At 49.2% G+C, this 18,368-nt stretch carries 11 protein-coding genes and 2 pseudogenes; 10 read left to right on the top strand and 3 right to left on the bottom strand.

The window, feature by feature from the left end:
• Positions 1-273 precede the first annotated feature (273 nt).
• The 4 genes from ATG98_RS10730 (at position 274) to ATG98_RS10715 (ending at position 5,906) form a co-directional block, all read left to right on the top strand.
• Positions 274-3,438, top strand: coding sequence for a type I restriction endonuclease subunit R (locus ATG98_RS10730; protein ID WP_098422956.1), 3,165 nt, complete (start codon positions 274-276; stop codon positions 3,436-3,438).
• A 4-nt stretch (positions 3,439-3,442) separates the two neighbouring features.
• Positions 3,443-4,168 (top strand): M48 family metallopeptidase, encoded by a 726-nt coding sequence (locus ATG98_RS10725; protein ID WP_098422954.1) that lies wholly within the window; start codon positions 3,443-3,445, stop codon positions 4,166-4,168.
• Positions 4,169-4,514: 346 nt separating this feature from the next.
• Positions 4,515-5,297 (top strand): hypothetical protein, encoded by a 783-nt coding sequence (locus tag ATG98_RS10720; protein ID WP_098422952.1) that lies wholly within the window; start codon positions 4,515-4,517, stop codon positions 5,295-5,297.
• Between the two features lie 75 nt (positions 5,298-5,372).
• The gene (locus tag ATG98_RS10715) at positions 5,373-5,906 is read left to right on the top strand and encodes a hypothetical protein (RefSeq protein ID WP_143751457.1); all 534 of its coding nucleotides are present in this window, start codon (positions 5,373-5,375) and stop codon (positions 5,904-5,906) included.
• A 536-nt stretch (positions 5,907-6,442) separates the two neighbouring features.
• Here ATG98_RS10715 and ATG98_RS10705 read toward each other — a convergent pair.
• Positions 6,443-6,610 (bottom strand): helix-turn-helix transcriptional regulator, encoded by a 168-nt coding sequence (locus ATG98_RS10705; protein WP_098422947.1) that lies wholly within the window; start codon positions 6,608-6,610, stop codon positions 6,443-6,445.
• 516 nt (positions 6,611-7,126) lie between these two features.
• Between ATG98_RS10705 and ATG98_RS10700 the strand changes: the two genes are divergently transcribed.
• From ATG98_RS10700 to ATG98_RS10690, 3 genes are all read left to right on the top strand, one after another.
• Complete coding sequence (locus ATG98_RS10700; protein ID WP_098422946.1) at positions 7,127-7,612, top strand: DUF2846 domain-containing protein; 486 nt, start codon at positions 7,127-7,129, stop codon at positions 7,610-7,612.
• Positions 7,613-8,053: 441 nt separating this feature from the next.
• A complete protein-coding gene (locus tag ATG98_RS10695; RefSeq protein WP_143751451.1) occupies positions 8,054-9,061 on the top strand; it encodes a hypothetical protein in 1,008 nt (335 codons plus the stop codon).
• Positions 9,062-9,102: 41 nt separating this feature from the next.
• On the top strand, positions 9,103-10,350 hold the full coding sequence (locus tag ATG98_RS10690) for a hypothetical protein (protein ID WP_098422942.1): 1,248 nt from the start codon (positions 9,103-9,105) through the stop codon (positions 10,348-10,350).
• 599 nt (positions 10,351-10,949) lie between these two features.
• On the opposite strand, the gene ATG98_RS10685 is transcribed toward ATG98_RS10690, so the two are convergent.
• On the bottom strand, positions 10,950-11,531 hold the full coding sequence (locus ATG98_RS10685; protein ID WP_098422940.1) for a tyrosine-type recombinase/integrase: 582 nt from the start codon (positions 11,529-11,531) through the stop codon (positions 10,950-10,952).
• Between the two features lie 9 nt (positions 11,532-11,540).
• Entirely contained in the window at positions 11,541-12,338 is a 798-nt protein-coding gene (locus ATG98_RS10680) for an integrase arm-type DNA-binding domain-containing protein (RefSeq protein WP_179888118.1), read from the bottom strand.
• A gap of 316 nt (positions 12,339-12,654) precedes the next feature.
• Here ATG98_RS10680 and hsdR point away from each other — a divergent pair.
• From hsdR to ATG98_RS10665, 3 genes and pseudogenes are all read left to right on the top strand, one after another.
• A pseudogene (gene hsdR, locus ATG98_RS10675) lies at positions 12,655-15,068 on the top strand (EcoAI/FtnUII family type I restriction enzme subunit R).
• Between the two features lie 52 nt (positions 15,069-15,120).
• Positions 15,121-16,605, top strand: a pseudogene (locus ATG98_RS10670) (N-6 DNA methylase).
• Positions 16,602-18,365 carry a restriction endonuclease subunit S gene (locus tag ATG98_RS10665; protein ID WP_098421105.1) on the top strand — a complete coding sequence of 588 codons (1,764 nt, stop codon included), beginning with the start codon at positions 16,602-16,604 and terminating at the stop codon, positions 18,363-18,365. The pseudogene ATG98_RS10670 and the gene ATG98_RS10665 overlap by 4 nt, the downstream one beginning before the upstream one ends.
• Positions 18,366-18,368 lie beyond the last annotated feature (3 nt).

Below are 18,368 nucleotides of genomic sequence, written 5' to 3'. Positions count from 1 at the left end.
TTAAGTAAGTGCCATTCGTGTCTGATAGTATTCTGACAGAAATCACTGGGTATCAACGCAACCGGGTATTTATGTTCCCTCGTTACTTGGAGCTGTTCTCAGACTGATATTGGCAGCCTTCTGTAAGAAGGAACCGTATCCCTTACATAGAAAAACCCTTATGTAAGGGATACCCTGAAACCGTTACACAAGACTTTCTCTATCTCCATTTGAGCTACTCTTTCCGATTCCACATTGCCTAACGTTCTTTTTAGACACTAGCGGGAGACAAAGTTGTACCAGGACGAAACCGAAAAGGTCGAACAGCCCGCCATTGACCAACTCATCAAATTGGGCTGGCGCTATCTATCTGGCTCGGCGCTAGCGCCAGCCGCAGGCGCTCTGCCCGGTGCCAGTCTTGCGCCGGTGTTGCCCGTCAATGGCTCACAAACGAGTGAGCGTGATTACTACCGCGATGTAGTGCTGGTCAATCGTCTTAAAGCTGCCATGCACAAGCTGAATCCATGGATCAGTGAGGAAAACCTACGCAAGGTCATGCGTGAGATCACTCACCCGAATCATGCCGCTCTGATGGAATACAACCACGGCATTTATCAGCTGTTGGTGAATTACCTGTCCGTTGAGCAGGATTTAGGTAAAGGGCGTAAAGGGCAGACGGTCAAGATCATCGACTTCGACAACCCAACCAATAACGACTTTCTGTGCACCAGCCAATTCAAGATTGAAGGCGTCAATCAGAACATCATTCCCGACATTGTTTGCTTTGTGAACGGATTGCCGCTGGCGGTGATTGAATGCAAATCGCCTTACGTGGCGGACGCTGTTGGTGAAGGCATTAACCAGTTGCGCCGCTATGCCAACCTTCGTTACCCAGAGTCCGACGAAGGGGCGCAAAAGCTGTTTTGGTATAATCAGCTGATGGTGACTACCTGCCGTGATCAAGCCAAGGTCGGTACGATCAGCTCCCGCGCCGAACACTATAGCGACTGGAAAGATGCACACCCATACACGGATGCCGACATTCGGGCGATGGCGGTACCGTCTCCACTCCCTGTTAGCAGTAATGTAGTTATGCTGGCTGATGTGCCATCACCGGCGTATTTGGCACAGGCTCAACAGGTCGCCGGTAACGCTCACAATCAAACGGAAATCACCCCCCAGCAGCGCTTGTTGGCGGGCATGTTTGATCGCGCGAACTTTCTTGATCTGATTCAAAACTTCACCATCTTTGAACCGGTGGATGGTCGCCTCGTCAAAAAGGTAGCGCGCTACCAACAATACCGCGCCGTGAACAAGGTCATCAATCGACTTAGAACCGGCTCTGATCGCAGAGAAAAATCTGGGGTAGTCTGGCATACCCAAGGGTCAGGAAAGTCGCTGACGATGGTAATGCTGGCGGTAAAGATGCGCCGTGACCCAGAGTTGCAGCAATACAAATTAGTGTTCATCACTGATCGCACCCAATTGGATTCACAGCTGTCCAACACCTTCCGCGACGCCCAAAGCGAAACAGTACACAACGCCGGTTCCGTTGCAGAATTGAAAACTCTGTTAAGCCGCGAATCATCCGACATTGTCACCGCGATGGTGCAAAAGTTTCAGGATGCAGAAGCGGATGGCGATTTCAAAGACCTGAACCCCAGTGACAAAATCATTGTGCTGGCGGATGAAGCCCACCGCACCCAGTTCGGCAACTTAGCGGCAACTATTAACGCCGCACTACCTAACGCCCCCAAGATTGGCTTCACCGGCACACCCCTGCTGAAAAGCCAAAAAATGGATCAGGCGTTTGGCGGGTACATTGATCAGTACAAGATCAACGAAGCCGTTGAAGATGGTGCCACCGTGCGCATCATCTACGAAGGTCGGCAAGTACAGACGGAGGTAGTGGGAGCATCACTCGACGCGCTGTTTGAAGAATACTTCAGTGACTTCAGCGACGACGACAAACGCGAGATCAAGAAAAAATACGGGGTGGAACGCGCGGTACGTGAGGCACCCGCCCGTATCCGCTGGGTCTGTATCGACCTGCTGAAACACTACCGTGAACACATCCAGCCGAACGGCTTCAAAGCCATGATCGTGGTGGGCAGCCGCTATGCCGCGACCCTATTCAAAACAACACTGGATGACTTGGGTGCTCCCCCATCGGAAGTGATCATTTCGGGCAAACACAACGATGAACCGATCTTTACACCCTATACCAATGCAGCCCATCAAAAGCTGGTGATTCAGAACTTCACAAAACCGCTGGGTACCAACAAGGAAAAAGAAAACCCCACGGCATTCTTGATTGTTAAGGATATGTTGCTGACCGGATTTGACGCGCCCATTGCACAGGTGATGTACATCGACCGAAATCTGAAAGACCACACCCTGATGCAAGCCATTGCGCGGGTAAACCGCACCTACACAGGCAAGCAAGCGGGCTTTGTGGTGGATTATTACGGGCTGTCAGACCATTTAGCCGATGCGTTGAAAGACTTCAGCAGTGAAGATGTGGAAGGCACCTATCACTCCCTGAAAGACGAAATACCCAAGCTCAAAGCCGCTCATACCCGTGTTGCCAATGTATTCAGCGGCGTCAAAGGTGACGACATTGACGACTACGTTTTATTTTTGAAAGACGAAGACATCCGCCAGCAATTTGAACTGGCGTTCAAACGCTTCGCCAAGCAAATGGATGTTGTACTTCCCGATGTGGCTGCTAAGCCGTTTGTGTCCGACCTGAAGTTCTGGGGCAGAATACAAAATGCCGCCCGCACCCGTTACCGCGATCCCGGCTTGAACATTAAGGATGTGGGTGAAAAGGTGCGACAACTGGTGGAAGAACACATCGTCAGCACCGGGGTAGATCCTAAAATTCCACCTGTTGATCTGATGGCTGCAAACTTCCGCGAAGCGGTGAACCAGATCAAATCACCGGAATCCCGCGCCTCCGAAATCGAAAGCGCCATCAAGCACCACATCACCGTTAACCTCGAAGATGATCCTGAATACTACAGGTCACTGAGCCTGCGGCTGCGGGATATTATTGAAAAAACCAACGGCAAATGGGAGCAGCAGGCGGAGTTGCTTCTGGAATTCCGCAACAACATTGATACAGCCCGCACACAAGCCGCTGACGATCTGGGACTGACCGATACAGAGTTCGCCTTCTACAACATACTGATGTCTGAAGTGACCGCGCATGGCGGAGAAAATACCGTCAGCGAAGTGGTTCACGATGAAATCAAACAGACCAGCCAAGGCTTGGTGAGCATGTTCGATGAAGCGACACAGATTGTGGACTTCTTCAGCAAGCTGGATGAAGTGAAGCGGATGAAGAAGGAAATCAAACGCGCCGTTCTAGACTGCTCATACGGTGACAAAGCCATTGTGACCGTGGTGCAGGATCGTTTCATGGAGCTGGCGCAAACCCGTTTTGGTGCCAAGTGAACCTATGATGACCATGACAAAAGGCTCCGACTCTGAATACCGAGATGGCAATGGCTTTATTGCCGAAGTCATCCGCACCCATCGCCGCAAGTCGGCGGATATAAGGGTGGAAGAAGGTGCCGTATCCATCGTAGTGCCGGTCACCACCAGCATCGACAAGATTGACCAGTTATTGGTTGCCAAGCGCCAGTGGATCAGAGAGAAAATTGCTTTACAGCGTGAAAAGGCGCCTATCAGTGACAAGCAATTTGTATCCGGCGAAGCCTTCCCTTATCTAGGACGTAATTACCGGCTAAAAGTTGAGTCCGGTAACTTTGCCCCAGTGAAGCTTGTGCAAGGGCGTTTGGTGGTGTCGATGCCTGAAGGCATTCAACAGCCTCACATGATTCGAAACGCCCTTGTACGCTGGTACAAACGGCAGGCAGAACACAAGCTCACTAAAAAAGTGGAACGCTTTGCACCGATGGTTGGGGTGGAACCTGCTGGAGTCAGTATCCGGTCATTCAAATCCCGCTGGGGCAGCTGCACCGCCAAGGGCGCATTAGAATTTAATTGGACGATTATGCTGGCACCAAACCGCATGGTCGATTACGTCGTGATTCATGAACTCTGCCACCTGATACGCCACGACCATTCCCCGGAGTTCTGGCAAGAAATGGCGCGGGTGATGCCTGAGTATCAACAGTGTCGGGAGTGGTTGCGGGATAATGCTCCGAACCTGGCGATGTAGTTTTCAGTTTCCATATCAAATATAGAACCTCTTTCAGCTACCTCTCACGAGTGCGCCCTCAATCGCCCTTCTTCATGCATCTCCGCAATTCTGCCAATATCTAAAAGTCAAATCTTAAATTGTGGAAACTTGAAAATATTTGTAATTTTTTTTTAAATCACATAGAAACAGCTGCACCATCGGGTATTATCACAACATGAATTAAATGACGACACAAAGTTCGCAGAAAAACGCTTGAAACGCCATCACAAAAATTTAAGTCCCTTCGGGCCACGTAATAAACCATATTTACTGTTCAGCTAACACCCTTGCGAAAAATAAAATTATTGAAATGGAAAGATTAAAAATGCGAAAAAAAAACCTTAGGCCACTTTTAGCTCTTCTGTTAATGGTTTCAATTTCTGGCTGCTCATCATTATTCTCACGTACTCATAGCATTGAATATGACACTGTAGAAGAGTTGGTTGAACAGGAATTTTCAAAAGAGCGGTTTGTAAGCATTATTCTGGATGGAGAGATTAATCCATTCTCAACAGATGAGGCAAAAGCTCCGTATGAAACATTAAAGAAATATTGTGAGCTGACTAATGGTGGATCGTTTTCTCAAGAGGAAAAGGGCAATGTCTACCATTGGAATCCAGAAAACATTAATGAAAAAACAGGGATATTTACTTGCCTTCATAGTAAAGATTACTGGGCTGTTAAGATCAAGGCCCGACACCTTACAGGCAAAACCATGGTTGAAGGTCAAAAAGGATTCTTTATCTCAGCTAAGGTCATCGACGCCGTTCAACATGGCATTAAACAGATAAATGAGCGAGCAGAGGCACAAAGGCTTGCCCTATTAGAAAAAAGCAGATACGAAAATATGTTGACCACATATAGCGATAGATCAAACACTATTAAATATAAGGGCCAAGAGGTGTGCAGCCTTGATAACAGGTTTGGATATGTAGAAGAAATAGCTAATGAAAGAATAAAAATATTGGTTAAAGGTCAAGCAACCAGAAAAAATGAAGGTTTCTTTTTCTATTCGTATAACGGCACAGTAAATTATTTAGTTTCAAAAACTAATACTCTTATTTGGGCTGACAAAAAAGACTGGGCTCAATGTAACTTTGATGTTTAACCATGCCGTACGCCGCATCAATTATTAATATCGTTGACTGCTAACCTTAATCCAATTGAAAAAATGGACAAGCCCGTGAACATCATTTCACTACTAAGAAATTCAACCACTAGTATTATGACCCTAACTTTAGTTCTTTCGCTAGGAGGATGCGCTTCTCTATCGAACATAAACGATTCAAAAAATGTGATCGAATACTCCATGGCTAAACATGGGTTTTTGCTGGACGAAATAATACCGATCGCAAAACTAACTGGTGTTCGGGAAGAAGATTCCTACGAAATATATTATGACAGGACTGAAAAAATATATGATTGGAACGACGATTATAGAGATTACTGCCTCGCCAACGCAGGACAAACTCTCACGTCTAGAAATAATGACAACATCGTACACTGCATAAAAAACGACCAAGCACTTTTTTCATGGATATATGCTTCAAAACAAAATGGATATAAAAATTTGTCGCAACAACGCGGAATGCTCGAATATCAATATAAAGTTGAAAGGCGCCTTGTCTATTTCATAGTTTTAATGCCAACCAAGCCCGACTTAGAACTGACCTATATAGATAATAGATTATTTAACTATGGCAGTAGGCTCCGATAATATCTAGTTTACTCAACCTGCAAAGAGCCGCACCTGAATTTGGGCGGCTTTACATTACACTCTGCCACCAAATAATAGTTGGCTTGCAGGGCAGTGGGATCCCTCGGCCTCATGCCAACGGAGGATGGTGAAAAACTTTTGCAAGTTGGTGAAAGTCTGCAAATGGGTCGTGGCGACAAATTGCCAAACAACTAGCAGCGTGACAACCTCTCCGTTACTAACTGCGGCTCACATCTGAGTCGCAGACCTGACCTCAAACTTCTTGATATCGTCCTCGCACCAGCGGATAGTTGACGGACCGAACCGATAGGGCGCTGGAAAAAAGCCGTCATTTACCCAGCGCCATATGGTCCATGGGGCAACATCGAAACGTTTCGAAACTTCGCGAATTTTTTGATACATACCTGTCTCTTGATCACCTTGGCTAGTACAGATATTATAGCCAGTAGGGCGAGGCCAGTGTTTGGCCAAATTGTCGTCATTCTGCAGCGGTGATTTGCAACCCAGTCAGCCCCCGCCATGTTCATGCATCATCTCTATGTCGCAGATTTCTCCTCAAAGGTCTTAATGTCATCCTCAAGCCAACGGGTTGTCGCCGGCCCAAACTTGTAGGGTTTTGGAAAAAAGCCGTCTTTCACCCAACGCCAAATGGTGGAAGGAGCTACGCCGAAGCGCTCGGCGACTTCACGAATGTTGTGATACATATCTTAAACCTCACTGAAGTAGTTAATTTGGTTCGGATACATTAGCGAAATCGAAGCCCCTTTTGGCTCGTCTAATTAATCATTTTCCGCGATTAGCCCAAAACAGGTCATTTTTTTCAATCTTTATTAAAATGCGCGAGTGCACGTCATCTCAAGAACTCACGTGTGCGCAACATCGCCCGTTTTGAGCTCAGCCATCAATGGTGTCCCACCGCCGAAGTAATACTGACCCAACTGAGACAGGAAGGCGGCTTCCTGTTTGAATTCTGGCGTGAAAGATCGTCGTTTTCTGGTCATCAGACACCTCGCTAGCGCCACATTGAGTTTCAGTCAATCCCAAAAAGTGCGGAGCATTGTCTGGCTTTACCCGCTGAATGTGACCGCCCATTAACACAATGAAACAGAAAGCACTCCGGATTGCCTGTATTGTTTTACGTCACAACTTCCGTAGTAAACAAACAATTAGCCTGTTGGCTGTAAAGCACCAACAACGATACCAAGCCATAGAGTATTTTTATGCTGAAGAAAACTGCTGTGTTGGCGTTTGTACTGTTAACGACCTATGGGTGTTCTACCATTCAGAGCCTCGACAAAGAGTCGCAGGGAGGTGCGGTTGCATTATCTTTTGCGCCGTTAGAAACGCATGCGGTGATGTACCTCTACCGCGATCGCGACTCTCATTTCGGATTGTTTACGCTTGATATTTACATTAACGAGCACACGGTGACCACGAGCCCGCGTTGCTTTGTTCGAGTTGAACTGGAGCCGGGTAGTTATTTTATCGAGGCAGACCATCCGGACATGCTTGGCTTTGAAGACGAGCTGACGCTGACGGCCGAGGCCGGGCAGCTGAAGTTCTACGAATACAAACCCATCTCGCGATTTGTTGTGCCCGGCGAAACAAAAATTATAAAACGCAGCAAAGAGGAAGCGATGGCTAACATCACAGAGCAGAACCTCTGCATCAGCCCGTTAGTCCGTTTAAGCGCGACAGAAGATTAGCGGCCCTAGTGTTTCCGTTCGGCCTTGTAGGCAGTGAAACAACACTTGCAGGCCGGCTGGAATACGGTGTCGGGGTGTGAATGATTCCCTGCGTTCGTTGAACTTTACTGTCCATTCTGGGGCTATTCTTTGTACCGCTATTAAAACTGCAGTACACCCAAGAGTTTTGCGGAAAGTGGCGTGGGTAGTGATGGCCTACCCTCTGTGCCAGTTAGTACCAAGAGCATATTCTGCCTGGCTTGAGTGGCGTCTGATACATCTGCGACTCATGAACGAGTCGCAGACCTGGCCTCAAACTCCTTAATATCATCCTCGCGCCAGCGTGTGGTTGCCGGACCAAACTGGTAAGGCGCCGGAAAAAAGCCGCCTTTCACCCAACGCCAAATGGTGTTTGGCGCAACCTTTTTGCCCCAACGTCTCTGCAGAGAAAACCAAGAAACAATGATTACCGCCCGCAACTTTAAGATTTTAGCCCCTGTATTCCTCAGCGTTCTCTTGTATGGGTGCGCGACCCCACCCTGGCTGAAAGATGTCTGGAAGACACCTGATCATGAAAGAGTGGAGCTGACGCAGGATGAATATTTACGTCTGGGCTACTTGGCCCGCTATCTTGCGGACAGCGATACTCGTGCAAAGCTGGAGTCAAAAGTACTGAACACCGAATACGTTCGTCAGTGGGGAGTTCATGACTATTCCACCAACACCTCAATGGCGTCGGATGTATTTATAGGCAAAGTATCCTCAGATCTGGGCGCTGGACTGGGAGCGGCAATTCTCGTTTTGGGACTGATTTCTGGTGACGGGAGTATGGAATATGTCAGTCAGGCCTTTCTCCCGGCGGAGGTGGAGGGGCAGATAATCGGGTCAGTAAAAGAAGCAAGACTTGCTACCAGCGTCCTCCTGCGGAAACGACTTGAGTTAGTTGCCGAGGCGCTAGGTACGAAGCTGGAATGCGCTCAAGGCTGCGAGAACCACCCTGACTCCATCTACACTTTGCGGTTACCCGCAAACAAGCCAGACGAGCGATTCATTTATTGGCCCAAAGACATTGTGGTGACCATCGACGTGGGCGGAGCAACCGCTGTCCCTAAAGATGACCCGATTTCATCTCTCATCGGTTTTCCAGTGGCATGGAAGACCCTGCCAGGCAATAGTGCGGAAGTTAGGCTCTATTCGGAAGGTACCTACGACGTAAACGGGAAACTCGAATTTGAGCCCAATCCAGGCGGACCGAAGATAGACCCCGCGGTCAGGCATAACATTGAAAAAACCGCCCTTGGGCTGTCCATTCTCAGAACGATCTATTCCGATACCCAGATGATTTGGGGGAGTCAGGAATTTCATCCTGGGATGATTTTCTTCGACGGTGCTGTTCACGGCTTCGTATCGAACGGCCGCGAAGAATTCGTCAATCTAAGAGTAAAAATTGACGCACTTGCGATTCCTTGAAACTTGGGCCGCCACCATTAACACACTAAAAGGCAGAGAAAATGAAAAAAACAGTTGTTCTAGCAATAGCAACATTGGCGCTATCTGGCTGCGCATCGAAGAACAGTATCAAGCAATCAACGCTCCAAAGTGAACTAAAAGAATCTTACGGGTCGATTTATGCCAAATTAGAGCAGACTCCAAATGGATATGAATTCACCTCCTACACTTTGGGTTACGTGCCGGATGAAGGCCCTTGGGTGAGCCTTCGCAACGATAGGCCCTTATGGGACACCCGCACCGAAGGATGTATGACAGGTTTAGCCAAGAAAGAGGAGCAATGCAGCTCTGCGGAAGAAAAATTATTTCGCGTTGACGCAGGTATGGATGCTGGCCAAGCTGGAGCCTGGGCCGTTCTGACGACCTTAACATTCGGCCTATGGGCGACGATGCCTCCTGCCAGGGTAGTGTTTGACGAGCAATCATTTGGAAAAAGTTATGCAGAAGCTTATGAAAAGCTTTTAAAAGAGATTGAATACAACCCGAAACTTCGAATTCTCGAAGCAGACGTGAACATCTCGCATATTGAAGAACTAAAAGAAATAATTCATTCCAATATAGAAATAGCCAACAATACTGGATTTGAAATCCCAAGCTTGGACTCACACGACATTGGCGTTTCTACTGAATATAGGCATATAAAGAAAGAATATCACGATACTAAAAAACTCATAAGCTATCTAGATAGCTTATCCTTAGCTGCTACCAGCGGGGAAAATTTTGAAAGAGTACTCTTAGTTTCATGTCCATCATCAATATCGCCATATTTTGACACAGAAATTAAATGTGGAAACATGGAAATTAATTCTTCCAAAGGCCATTTTGAGATACCTGTTAGTATCGAAGTACTGAGTAAAAAAGATTTTTATTTATATCCAAAAAACCTACTCGCAAGAGATAGCGCCATTGATATTGAAATCAACGGGAGGGATGTTGTATTTTTAAACAAATCCGACTCATATTTATATTTAAAAAACTTCAGCTTTTATCATAATGATAAAATTTATACCAAAACATGGACTTCTCCTGAAACCATACCACCTGAAGCTCAAAAACAATTTCAACTCAGCAGCTTAATCCCCTTTGCCAGAGGTAAGATTGCATACCTGAAGTCGGCCAAATCAGCGCACCAGCCGGTTGAAATCGACTATAGACTAGCCACCTCCTATGAACTGGATGGTGAGCAAAAAAGCATTACTGGCAAAAAGAAGTACATGAGAATATCTGACCTAATCTCTCTAGCATACTAAATTGCTGCAATGCCGCCATAGCTGCATGCATGAAGAATGTAGTACAGTTATGGTGGATTTTACGAAATCGCTTTTTGACAACTGAAATCCATAATGAATTTTGTGAAGTGTGTTAATGACAAGTAAATTACCAAAGCCAGCCAAGCCATTAAAAGGCGTGGCTGGCCTTTTTCCATTGACTGGCATATTCCAACCAGTTTTAGCCCACCTGCGTATTCGAGTGGACAAACTCGCTGATGTATTTTTCAAAGCTCATCACCAACTTCCGGCGTTTCAAAGGAAGAAATTGACCCCACCTGCGTAAAATCCTAGCTGATCACGTGTCAAATCTCGACAGTGCAACAATCAAAATATGGTCATCGACGCGGGCTTCCTTAATCGCGAAAATCTCACGCGCAGTTCGCATCCCGTGAGCAGTAGCCAAACAACCACATTTCGGAAAAAACTTGGCTGGAACCGACCGGACCAGATAGTTGACTCTGCATATACGCAGTGGATTTTTTTCACTATCAGTTTAAGTGAAGTCTTACTCGTCATGTCCTTGCCACAAAACAGCTAATTCACTATTTCGGCCAATTAGCCGCGGATCGGCATAATTTTTACAGCTTTTCCGAATTTACAAATGCAGAAACATACTTCTCAAAGGTGCTCATGAGCCTCCGCCGCTTGGGTATCAACTGACCCCGCTTGTAAGCGGACCGAGCAGACGATGTTTCGAGATGCGACAACGCGAGTTCAGAAACATAGTCATCAACATTCACCTCCTCAGTAGAAAAATCTTTAAAGGCAGACCGCATGCCATGGGCGGTGCCCGTTTTGCCGGATTCCACGTCTACAAACCCCAGCCCGTCGGCCTTGATATCAGCCTGATGAATCTCTTTCACGGTCAAATTGAGGGCATTTTCACTCATTGTTTCTTTGCCACGATATCCGGGAAAAACATAAGCGCCGCCATCTCGTGGCATCATCTTGAGAATCTCAATGGCCCGTTTTGTCAGGGGCACTTTGTGGCTCTTTTTCTTATCCTTCCGGCCTTTGACTTTCCATCCGGGAACAGTCCAGATTTTCTCCTTGAAATCGATTTCCGCCCATTCAGCAAAGCGTACTTCACCGGGACGAGCAGCGGTCAGCGTTTGAAACTCTAAGGCCCTTGCAGGAATTGTGTCGCGCTGCTGTAACAATTTCCAGAATCAAGGTAGCGCCTTATAGCCTACTGTTGGCTGATGCTCTTCTTCGTGAATAGCTGACGGTGATGCAAGAAAATATTCCAGATTACCCCGCCAGCGCCCTGGATTTAGCCCATGCCGGAGTACCCCGTCATTCTCAACCATTTCACATATGTTGTTGATAGTAATTCGGACGCGTTCTGCGGTGGGTGTTTTCTCTAACCAGATCGTGTTGAGTGCTGACACAACATGCCTGGTTTCGAGGTCTGCCATAAGAATACTTCCGAGGAAGGGTAGGCAATAATCCTTAAGGTGTTGCTCAAGTCGACGCGCTTGCTTCTCTGGATTTACCCCCCCAAATTCAAGGCATTTTTTCTCAAAATATTGCTGTGCCACATCGGCGAAAGTCCGTTGCTTTGCTTGATCAGCAATCAACTGCGACTTTGCAGCTCTTTGCGCTGCAATTGGGTCATATCCCTCGAATCGGATTTTATCTTTAATTTCACGCGCTTTATCTCTAGCCTTCGCCAGGGATACCCCCGGATATGGCCCTAACCCAAGATCGACACGGTGCTCTCCAATAACTGTCCGCAATATCCAAGAGCGTGCCCCTATCGACGTCGGCTTTGTTGGTGGGCGACAATACAGACACAATCCTGAGACCCCACCCACTGCATGCAGTGTCGTGCACGGGTCGCCAACTTTTTTACCGTTCTTCGCTTTTTTAACTGTTCCGTGAGAAAGCCGCTTCACCTGAAGCGCTCCCAGTTCCGCTGCCAATTTCGGCATTTTCCTATCCTCCAAACCTGATTGTCCCATCATCTGCCCCATCATTAACCGCGCTACTAGGTGCGGTCTGATAGGACAGAAAGATACAGGGAATTTAGGCTACAGGAAGTTTTCATAATACAGATCAGACAGTTAGCGACATCGCGAGACAGCATGCGACACGAAATCGGTGCCGCCTCCGGGCACCACTATTTAACGATTTAGCCCGCCTAACAGCGGGCTTTTTCGTTTCTGAGCTACGCCCAACAACCCGCCCAGCCTTCTGCAGCCCGTCTAAATAAGCTACTCTAAAGCCATAAAACCGCGGAAAACCATACGGTTGAAAACGGGATGTATAGGCGGCGAGCACATGGATAAGAAAAAGCTCACAGAGCGGGATATCTGTACCAAGTTCATCAACCCGGCCCTGGAACAAGCCGGCTGGAATATGTTGAGCCAAGTGCGAGAAGAGGTGTCATTTACCGCTGGCCGCATCATCGTGCGGGGCCGCTTGCACACCCGGGGCAAACGCCGCCGCGCGGATTACGTTCTCAGCTACAAGAAGAACCTGCCCATTGCCATCATCGAGGCCAAGGACAATAACCACAACCTCGGCGACGGCATGCAGCAAGGGCTGGCTTACAGCGATGCGCTAGACGCACCTTTCGTGTTCAGCAGCAACGGCGACGGCTTCCTCTTCCACGACCGCACCGGGCTATTCGGCCAGACCGAAACAACTCTGCAACTGAGCGAGTTCCCTTCGCCAGAAACGCTGTGGAATCTGTATTGCCAGTACAAAGGCATTAGCGGCCAGGCGCGCAAAATCGTGGAACAGCCCTACTACGATGACGGCAGTGGGCGCACACCTCGCTATTATCAAACCGTGGCGGTTAACCGCACTGTCGAAGCCGTAGCCAAAGGCCAGAACCGCATTCTATTAGTAATGGCCACGGGCACCGGCAAAACCTTCACCGCCTTCCAGATTATCTGGCGGCTTTGGAAGGCCAAACAAAAGAAGCGCATCCTGTTTCTGGCTGACCGCAACATTCTGGTAGACCAAACCAAAAATAACGACTTCAAACCCTTCGGCCAGGCGATGACCAAGGTCACCAATCGCACGGTAGACCCGTCTTACGAGATTTACCTGTCTCTTTACCAAGCGGTGACCGGCAGCGAAGAAGAGCAAAATATCTACAAACAGTTCTCGCCGGACTTTTTCGACCTTATCGTGATCGACGAGTGCCATCGCGGCAGCGCCTCGGTGGATTCCGCCTGGCGCCAGATTCTTGATTACTTCTCAACGGCCACCCACGTCGGCCTGACCGCCACGCCAAAAGAAACCAAAGAAGTCTCCAACATCGATTATTTCGGCGAGCCGGTATACACCTATTCGCTCAAGCAAGGCATCGAAGACGGCTTTCTAGCCCCGTATAAAGTGGTGAGGGTAGACTTGGACAAAGACCTGCAAGGCTGGCGCCCATCCAAAGGCCAAACCGACAAGCACGGCGAGCTGATAGAAGACCGCATTTACAACCAGAAGGATTTCGACCGCCAGCTGGTGCTGGTAAAGCGCACCGAAGTAGTCGCTGGCAAAATCACAGAATTTCTGGAAAGCTCTGACCCCTTCCAAAAAACCATCGTGTTCTGCGAAGACATCGACCACGCCGAACGCATGCGCCAAGCACTGGTGAACCTGAACCCGAAGCGGGTGCAGGAAAACCGCAAATACGTGATGCGCATTACCGGCGATGAACAGGAAGGCAAAGCCGAGCTCGACAACTTCATCAACCCGGAAGAACGCTACCCCGTTATTGCCACCACCAGCAAACTGATGACCACCGGCGTGGATGCCCAAACCTGCAAACTCATCGTGCTGGACCAGCGCATACAGTCCATGACCGAGTTCAAGCAAATCATCGGCCGCGGCACCCGCATCAACGACGACTACAACAAGCACTGGTTCACCATTCTGGACTTCAAAAAAGCCACCGAACTGTTTGCCGACCCCGATTTTGATGGCGACCCGGTAAATGTTTACCAGCCCAAAGCCGACGACCCAATTAATCCAGACGCGGATGAAGCAGACGACGGTTCAGAACCCGACGAACACCCCTGCTCTGAAGACGCCGAAGGCTATGAAGTAGACCCAGAGTCAGGTTGGGAAAACGACGACGGCAACACCTCTGGCGGTGAAGAGGAAGAAACCGGCAGGCCAAAGCGGATAAAATACGTGGTCGGTAACGTTGAAGTGGCTGTTATCGCCGAGCGAGTCCAGTACCTGGGGCCAGACGGCAAACTCATCACCGAAAGCCTGAGAGACTTCACCCGCAGCAGTACGCTTCGCTGAACGACTTTCTGCGCCGCTGGCACCAGGCCGACCGCAAGCAGGTCATTATCGACGAACTGACCGAACAGGGCGTTATCTGGGACGACCTGATAAAAGACGTCAGCAAGAAGCTGGGCGCCGAGCCAGACCCGTTCGATGTGATCTGCCACATCGTTTACGACCAGCCACCGTTCACCCGCAAAGAACGCGCGGAACAGGTACGCAAGAACAACTACTTCAGTCAATATCAAGGTGCCAGCCGCCAGGTTCTGGACGCACTGCTGCAGAAGTACACCGATACCGGCATTGAGTCTATTGAGGATGTTAAAATCCTCACCCTCGCGCCCTTCAGCCAGATTGGCGCGCCGATGGAACTGATTGATGCCTTCGGCGGCAAACCTGGCTACACCGAAGCGGTAAGAAGTCTGGAACAAGAGCTGTACCGGAAAATCGACTAACCACCAGCCTTTCATGACCCCCTAATTCTGAAATCTCAGGAACGCATTACCTATGTCTATCAGTAGCACCATAAAATCCATTCAGGACATCATGCGCAAAGACGTTGGCGTAGACGGCGATGCCCAGCGCATAGGCCAGTTGGTGTGGATGCTGTTCCTGAAGATTTTTGACGACCGCGAGCAGGAGTGGGACGTTCTCTAAGACAACTACAAATCTCCGATTCCAGAGCAACTGCGTTGGCGCAACTGGGCCGCCGACCCAGAAGGCATGACCGGCGACGACCTGAAGAACTTCATCGATAACACCCTGTTCACCGGCCTGCAAAACCTGGAGCCCACCGGCGACGATTACCGTGGCGTGGTTATCCGCAACGTGTTTGAAGACGCCTACAACTACATGAAATCCGGCCAGCTGATGCGCCAGGTGATCAACAAGTTGCAGAGCGGCGTGAATTTCAACAAGTCCGCCGAGCGTCACGAACTTGGCGATATGTACGAACAAATCCTAAAAGACCTACAAAGCGCGGGCAACGCTGGTGAATTTTATACACCCCGAGCGGTTACCCAGTTCATGGTGAATCGGGTAGATCCAAAGCTGAACGAGAAAGTGATGGACCCGGCATGCGGCACCGGCGGTTTCCTTACCTGCACCATCGACCACAAGCGAGCACACTATGTGCAAACGCCGCAGGATGAGCAGACCCTTCAAAGAACCATCATCGGCGTCGAGAAAAAGCCCTTGCCCCACCTGCTGGCAACCACCAACCTGATACTGCACGGCATCGAAGTCCCCGACCAGATCAAGCACGACAACACCCTGGCCCGTCCGCTGATTAGCTGGGGCCCAAAAGAACGGGTAGATGTCATCATCGCCAACCCGCCCTTTGGCGGCATGGAAGAAGACGGCATAGAAACCAACTTCCCCAGCGCCTTCCGTACACGGGAAACCGCCGATCTGTTTATGACTCTGTTTATCCACCTGCTACGCAACAGTGGCCGCGCTGCGGTGGTGCTACCAGACGGTTTCCTGTTCGGCGAAGGCATGAAAACCCGTCTCAAGGAAAAGCTGCTCACCGAGTGCAACCTACACACCATCGTGCGCTTGCCTAATGGCGTGTTTAGCCCTTACACCGGCATCAAAACCAATCTGCTGTTCTTCACCAAAGGCAAGCCCACCGAAAACGTGTGGTACTACGAACATCCCTACCCGGACGGCGTGAAAAACTACAACAAAACCAAGCCCATGCGGTTTGAGGAATTTCAGACGGAAATCGACTGGTGGGGCGATGAGGCTGAAGGCTTTGCCAGCCGTGAGGAAACCGAGCAGGCGTGGAAAGTGTCTATCGACGACATCAAAGCCCGTAACTACAACCTGGACATCAAGAATCCGCACCAGGGTGAGCTGATCAATCATGACCCGGACGAACTTCTCGCCAAGTACGAACAGCAGCAGGTCGAGATTCAGGGGATTCGTGGCCAGCTGCGGGATATTTTGGCCGATGCCCTAAGTGATAAGAACGCCGGAGGTGAGGCGTGAGTGCGCGGGAACTGATTACCGAGCACTTGGATTTGTGGACAAGTGCGGTAACCCAGAAATCTACCCGTGGCCGAGGAAGCAGCGGCAAGATTGAGCTGACCGGAATTAAGAGACTGCGAGAGTTGATTTTGGAGTTGGCAATTCAAGGCAAACTCGTTGAGCAAGCCCCCGATGAGGGAACCGCCTTAGAGCTTCTTGATAGTATCTGCAGTGAAAAAAATACCCAGGTAAAAGCGAAAAAGTTCAGAAATCCCAAAGAGCTTCCTAAAGTTGAAGCCCCCGAACACCCATACTCCATCCCAAAAAACTGGGAATACTGCAGATTAAACGACATCGGCATTTGGGGTGCTGGGGCTACGCCGAAGCGCGGTAACTCACAATACTACAACGGCCAAATTCCATGGTTCAAATCTGGCGAGCTTGCTGACGACTTTATCGCCGTATCGGAAGAGTCCATTACCAAATTAGCTGTTAAAGAAACGTCTGTGCGAATGAACTCACCTGGGGACGTACTAATTGCCATGTACGGCGCAACAATTGGAAAGGCATCAATCCTAGAAGTCGCTGGCACTACTAATCAGGCTGTATGTGCCTGTACTTCATGGTCAGAAATTTCCAACCGATTCTTACTGTTACTGCTTAAAACCTACCGTCCCCGGTTTATTGCTATGGGTGCGGGTGGTGCGCAGCCCAATATATCTCGAGAAAAAATTATAGGGACAGTCATAGGGCTACCGCCAGAGAGGGAACAACATCGCATCGTCCAAAAAGTCGATGAACTCATGGCCCTCTGCGACCGATTGGAGCAACAAACCAGCGACCAGCTCGAAGCCCATGAAACCCTCGTGGACACCCTGCTCGGCACCCTCACCCAATCCAAAAACGCCACCGAACTGGCCGACAACTGGGCCCGCCTCGCCGCCCACTTCGACACCCTGTTCACTACCGGACAGAGTATCGACAAGCTCAAGCAGACCATTTTGCAACTGGCGGTGATGGGGCGTTTGGTGGAGCAGGATGCTGGGGACGAGTCAACTCCCGAACTGCTTGAAAAAATTTGCCTTGAGAAGCAGCGCCGCATTCAGGCAAAGGAGATAAAACTGCCCAAGGCACTGCACCAACAGGATAGTTCAAACCTTCCCAGCATCCCTCGAAGCTGGTCATGGGTAAACCTCGGTGAATTGATCAGCCTGATGGACGCAGGGTGGAGCCCAGCGTGCCCACCTCAGCCAGCAGAGCCTGCTGCTTGGGGAGTATTGAAGACCACGGCAGTGCAAATAATGAGTTACTTGGAGCATGAGAATAAGAAGCTCCCCACCAGCAAAGCTCCAAAGAAACAGTATGAAGTACGTAGCGGAGACATTCTCATAACTCGCGCAGGCCCAAAAAATCGGGTAGGAATTTCCTGTGTAGTTAAAGAAACCCGTTCCAAGCTAATGATTTCTGACAAAATCATCCGATTTCACCTGGTTGAAGCGGGGCTTTCTGAACAGTTTGTTTGCCTTTGCCTGAATGCCGGTGAAACCTTTCGGTATCTGGAAAGCGCTAAATCGGGTATGGCGGAAAGTCAGATGAACATCTCGCAGGACAAGCTTAAAGCTGCACCGATGCCGCTTTGCCCTGCCAAAGAGCAACACCGCATCGTCCAAAAAGTCGATGAACTCATGGCCCTCTGCGACCGATTAAAGGAATGCCTGAACCAAGCCAGCAAAACCCGCTGTCAATTGGCCGAGGCGGTCGTCGAAAAAGCACTCAACTGACAA

Origin of the sequence: Marinobacter sp. LV10R520-4 (genome assembly GCF_002563815.1) — a bacterium.
Lineage (GTDB): Bacteria > Pseudomonadota > Gammaproteobacteria > Pseudomonadales > Oleiphilaceae > Marinobacter.
This window is presented reverse-complemented; position numbering and strand designations above follow the sequence as displayed.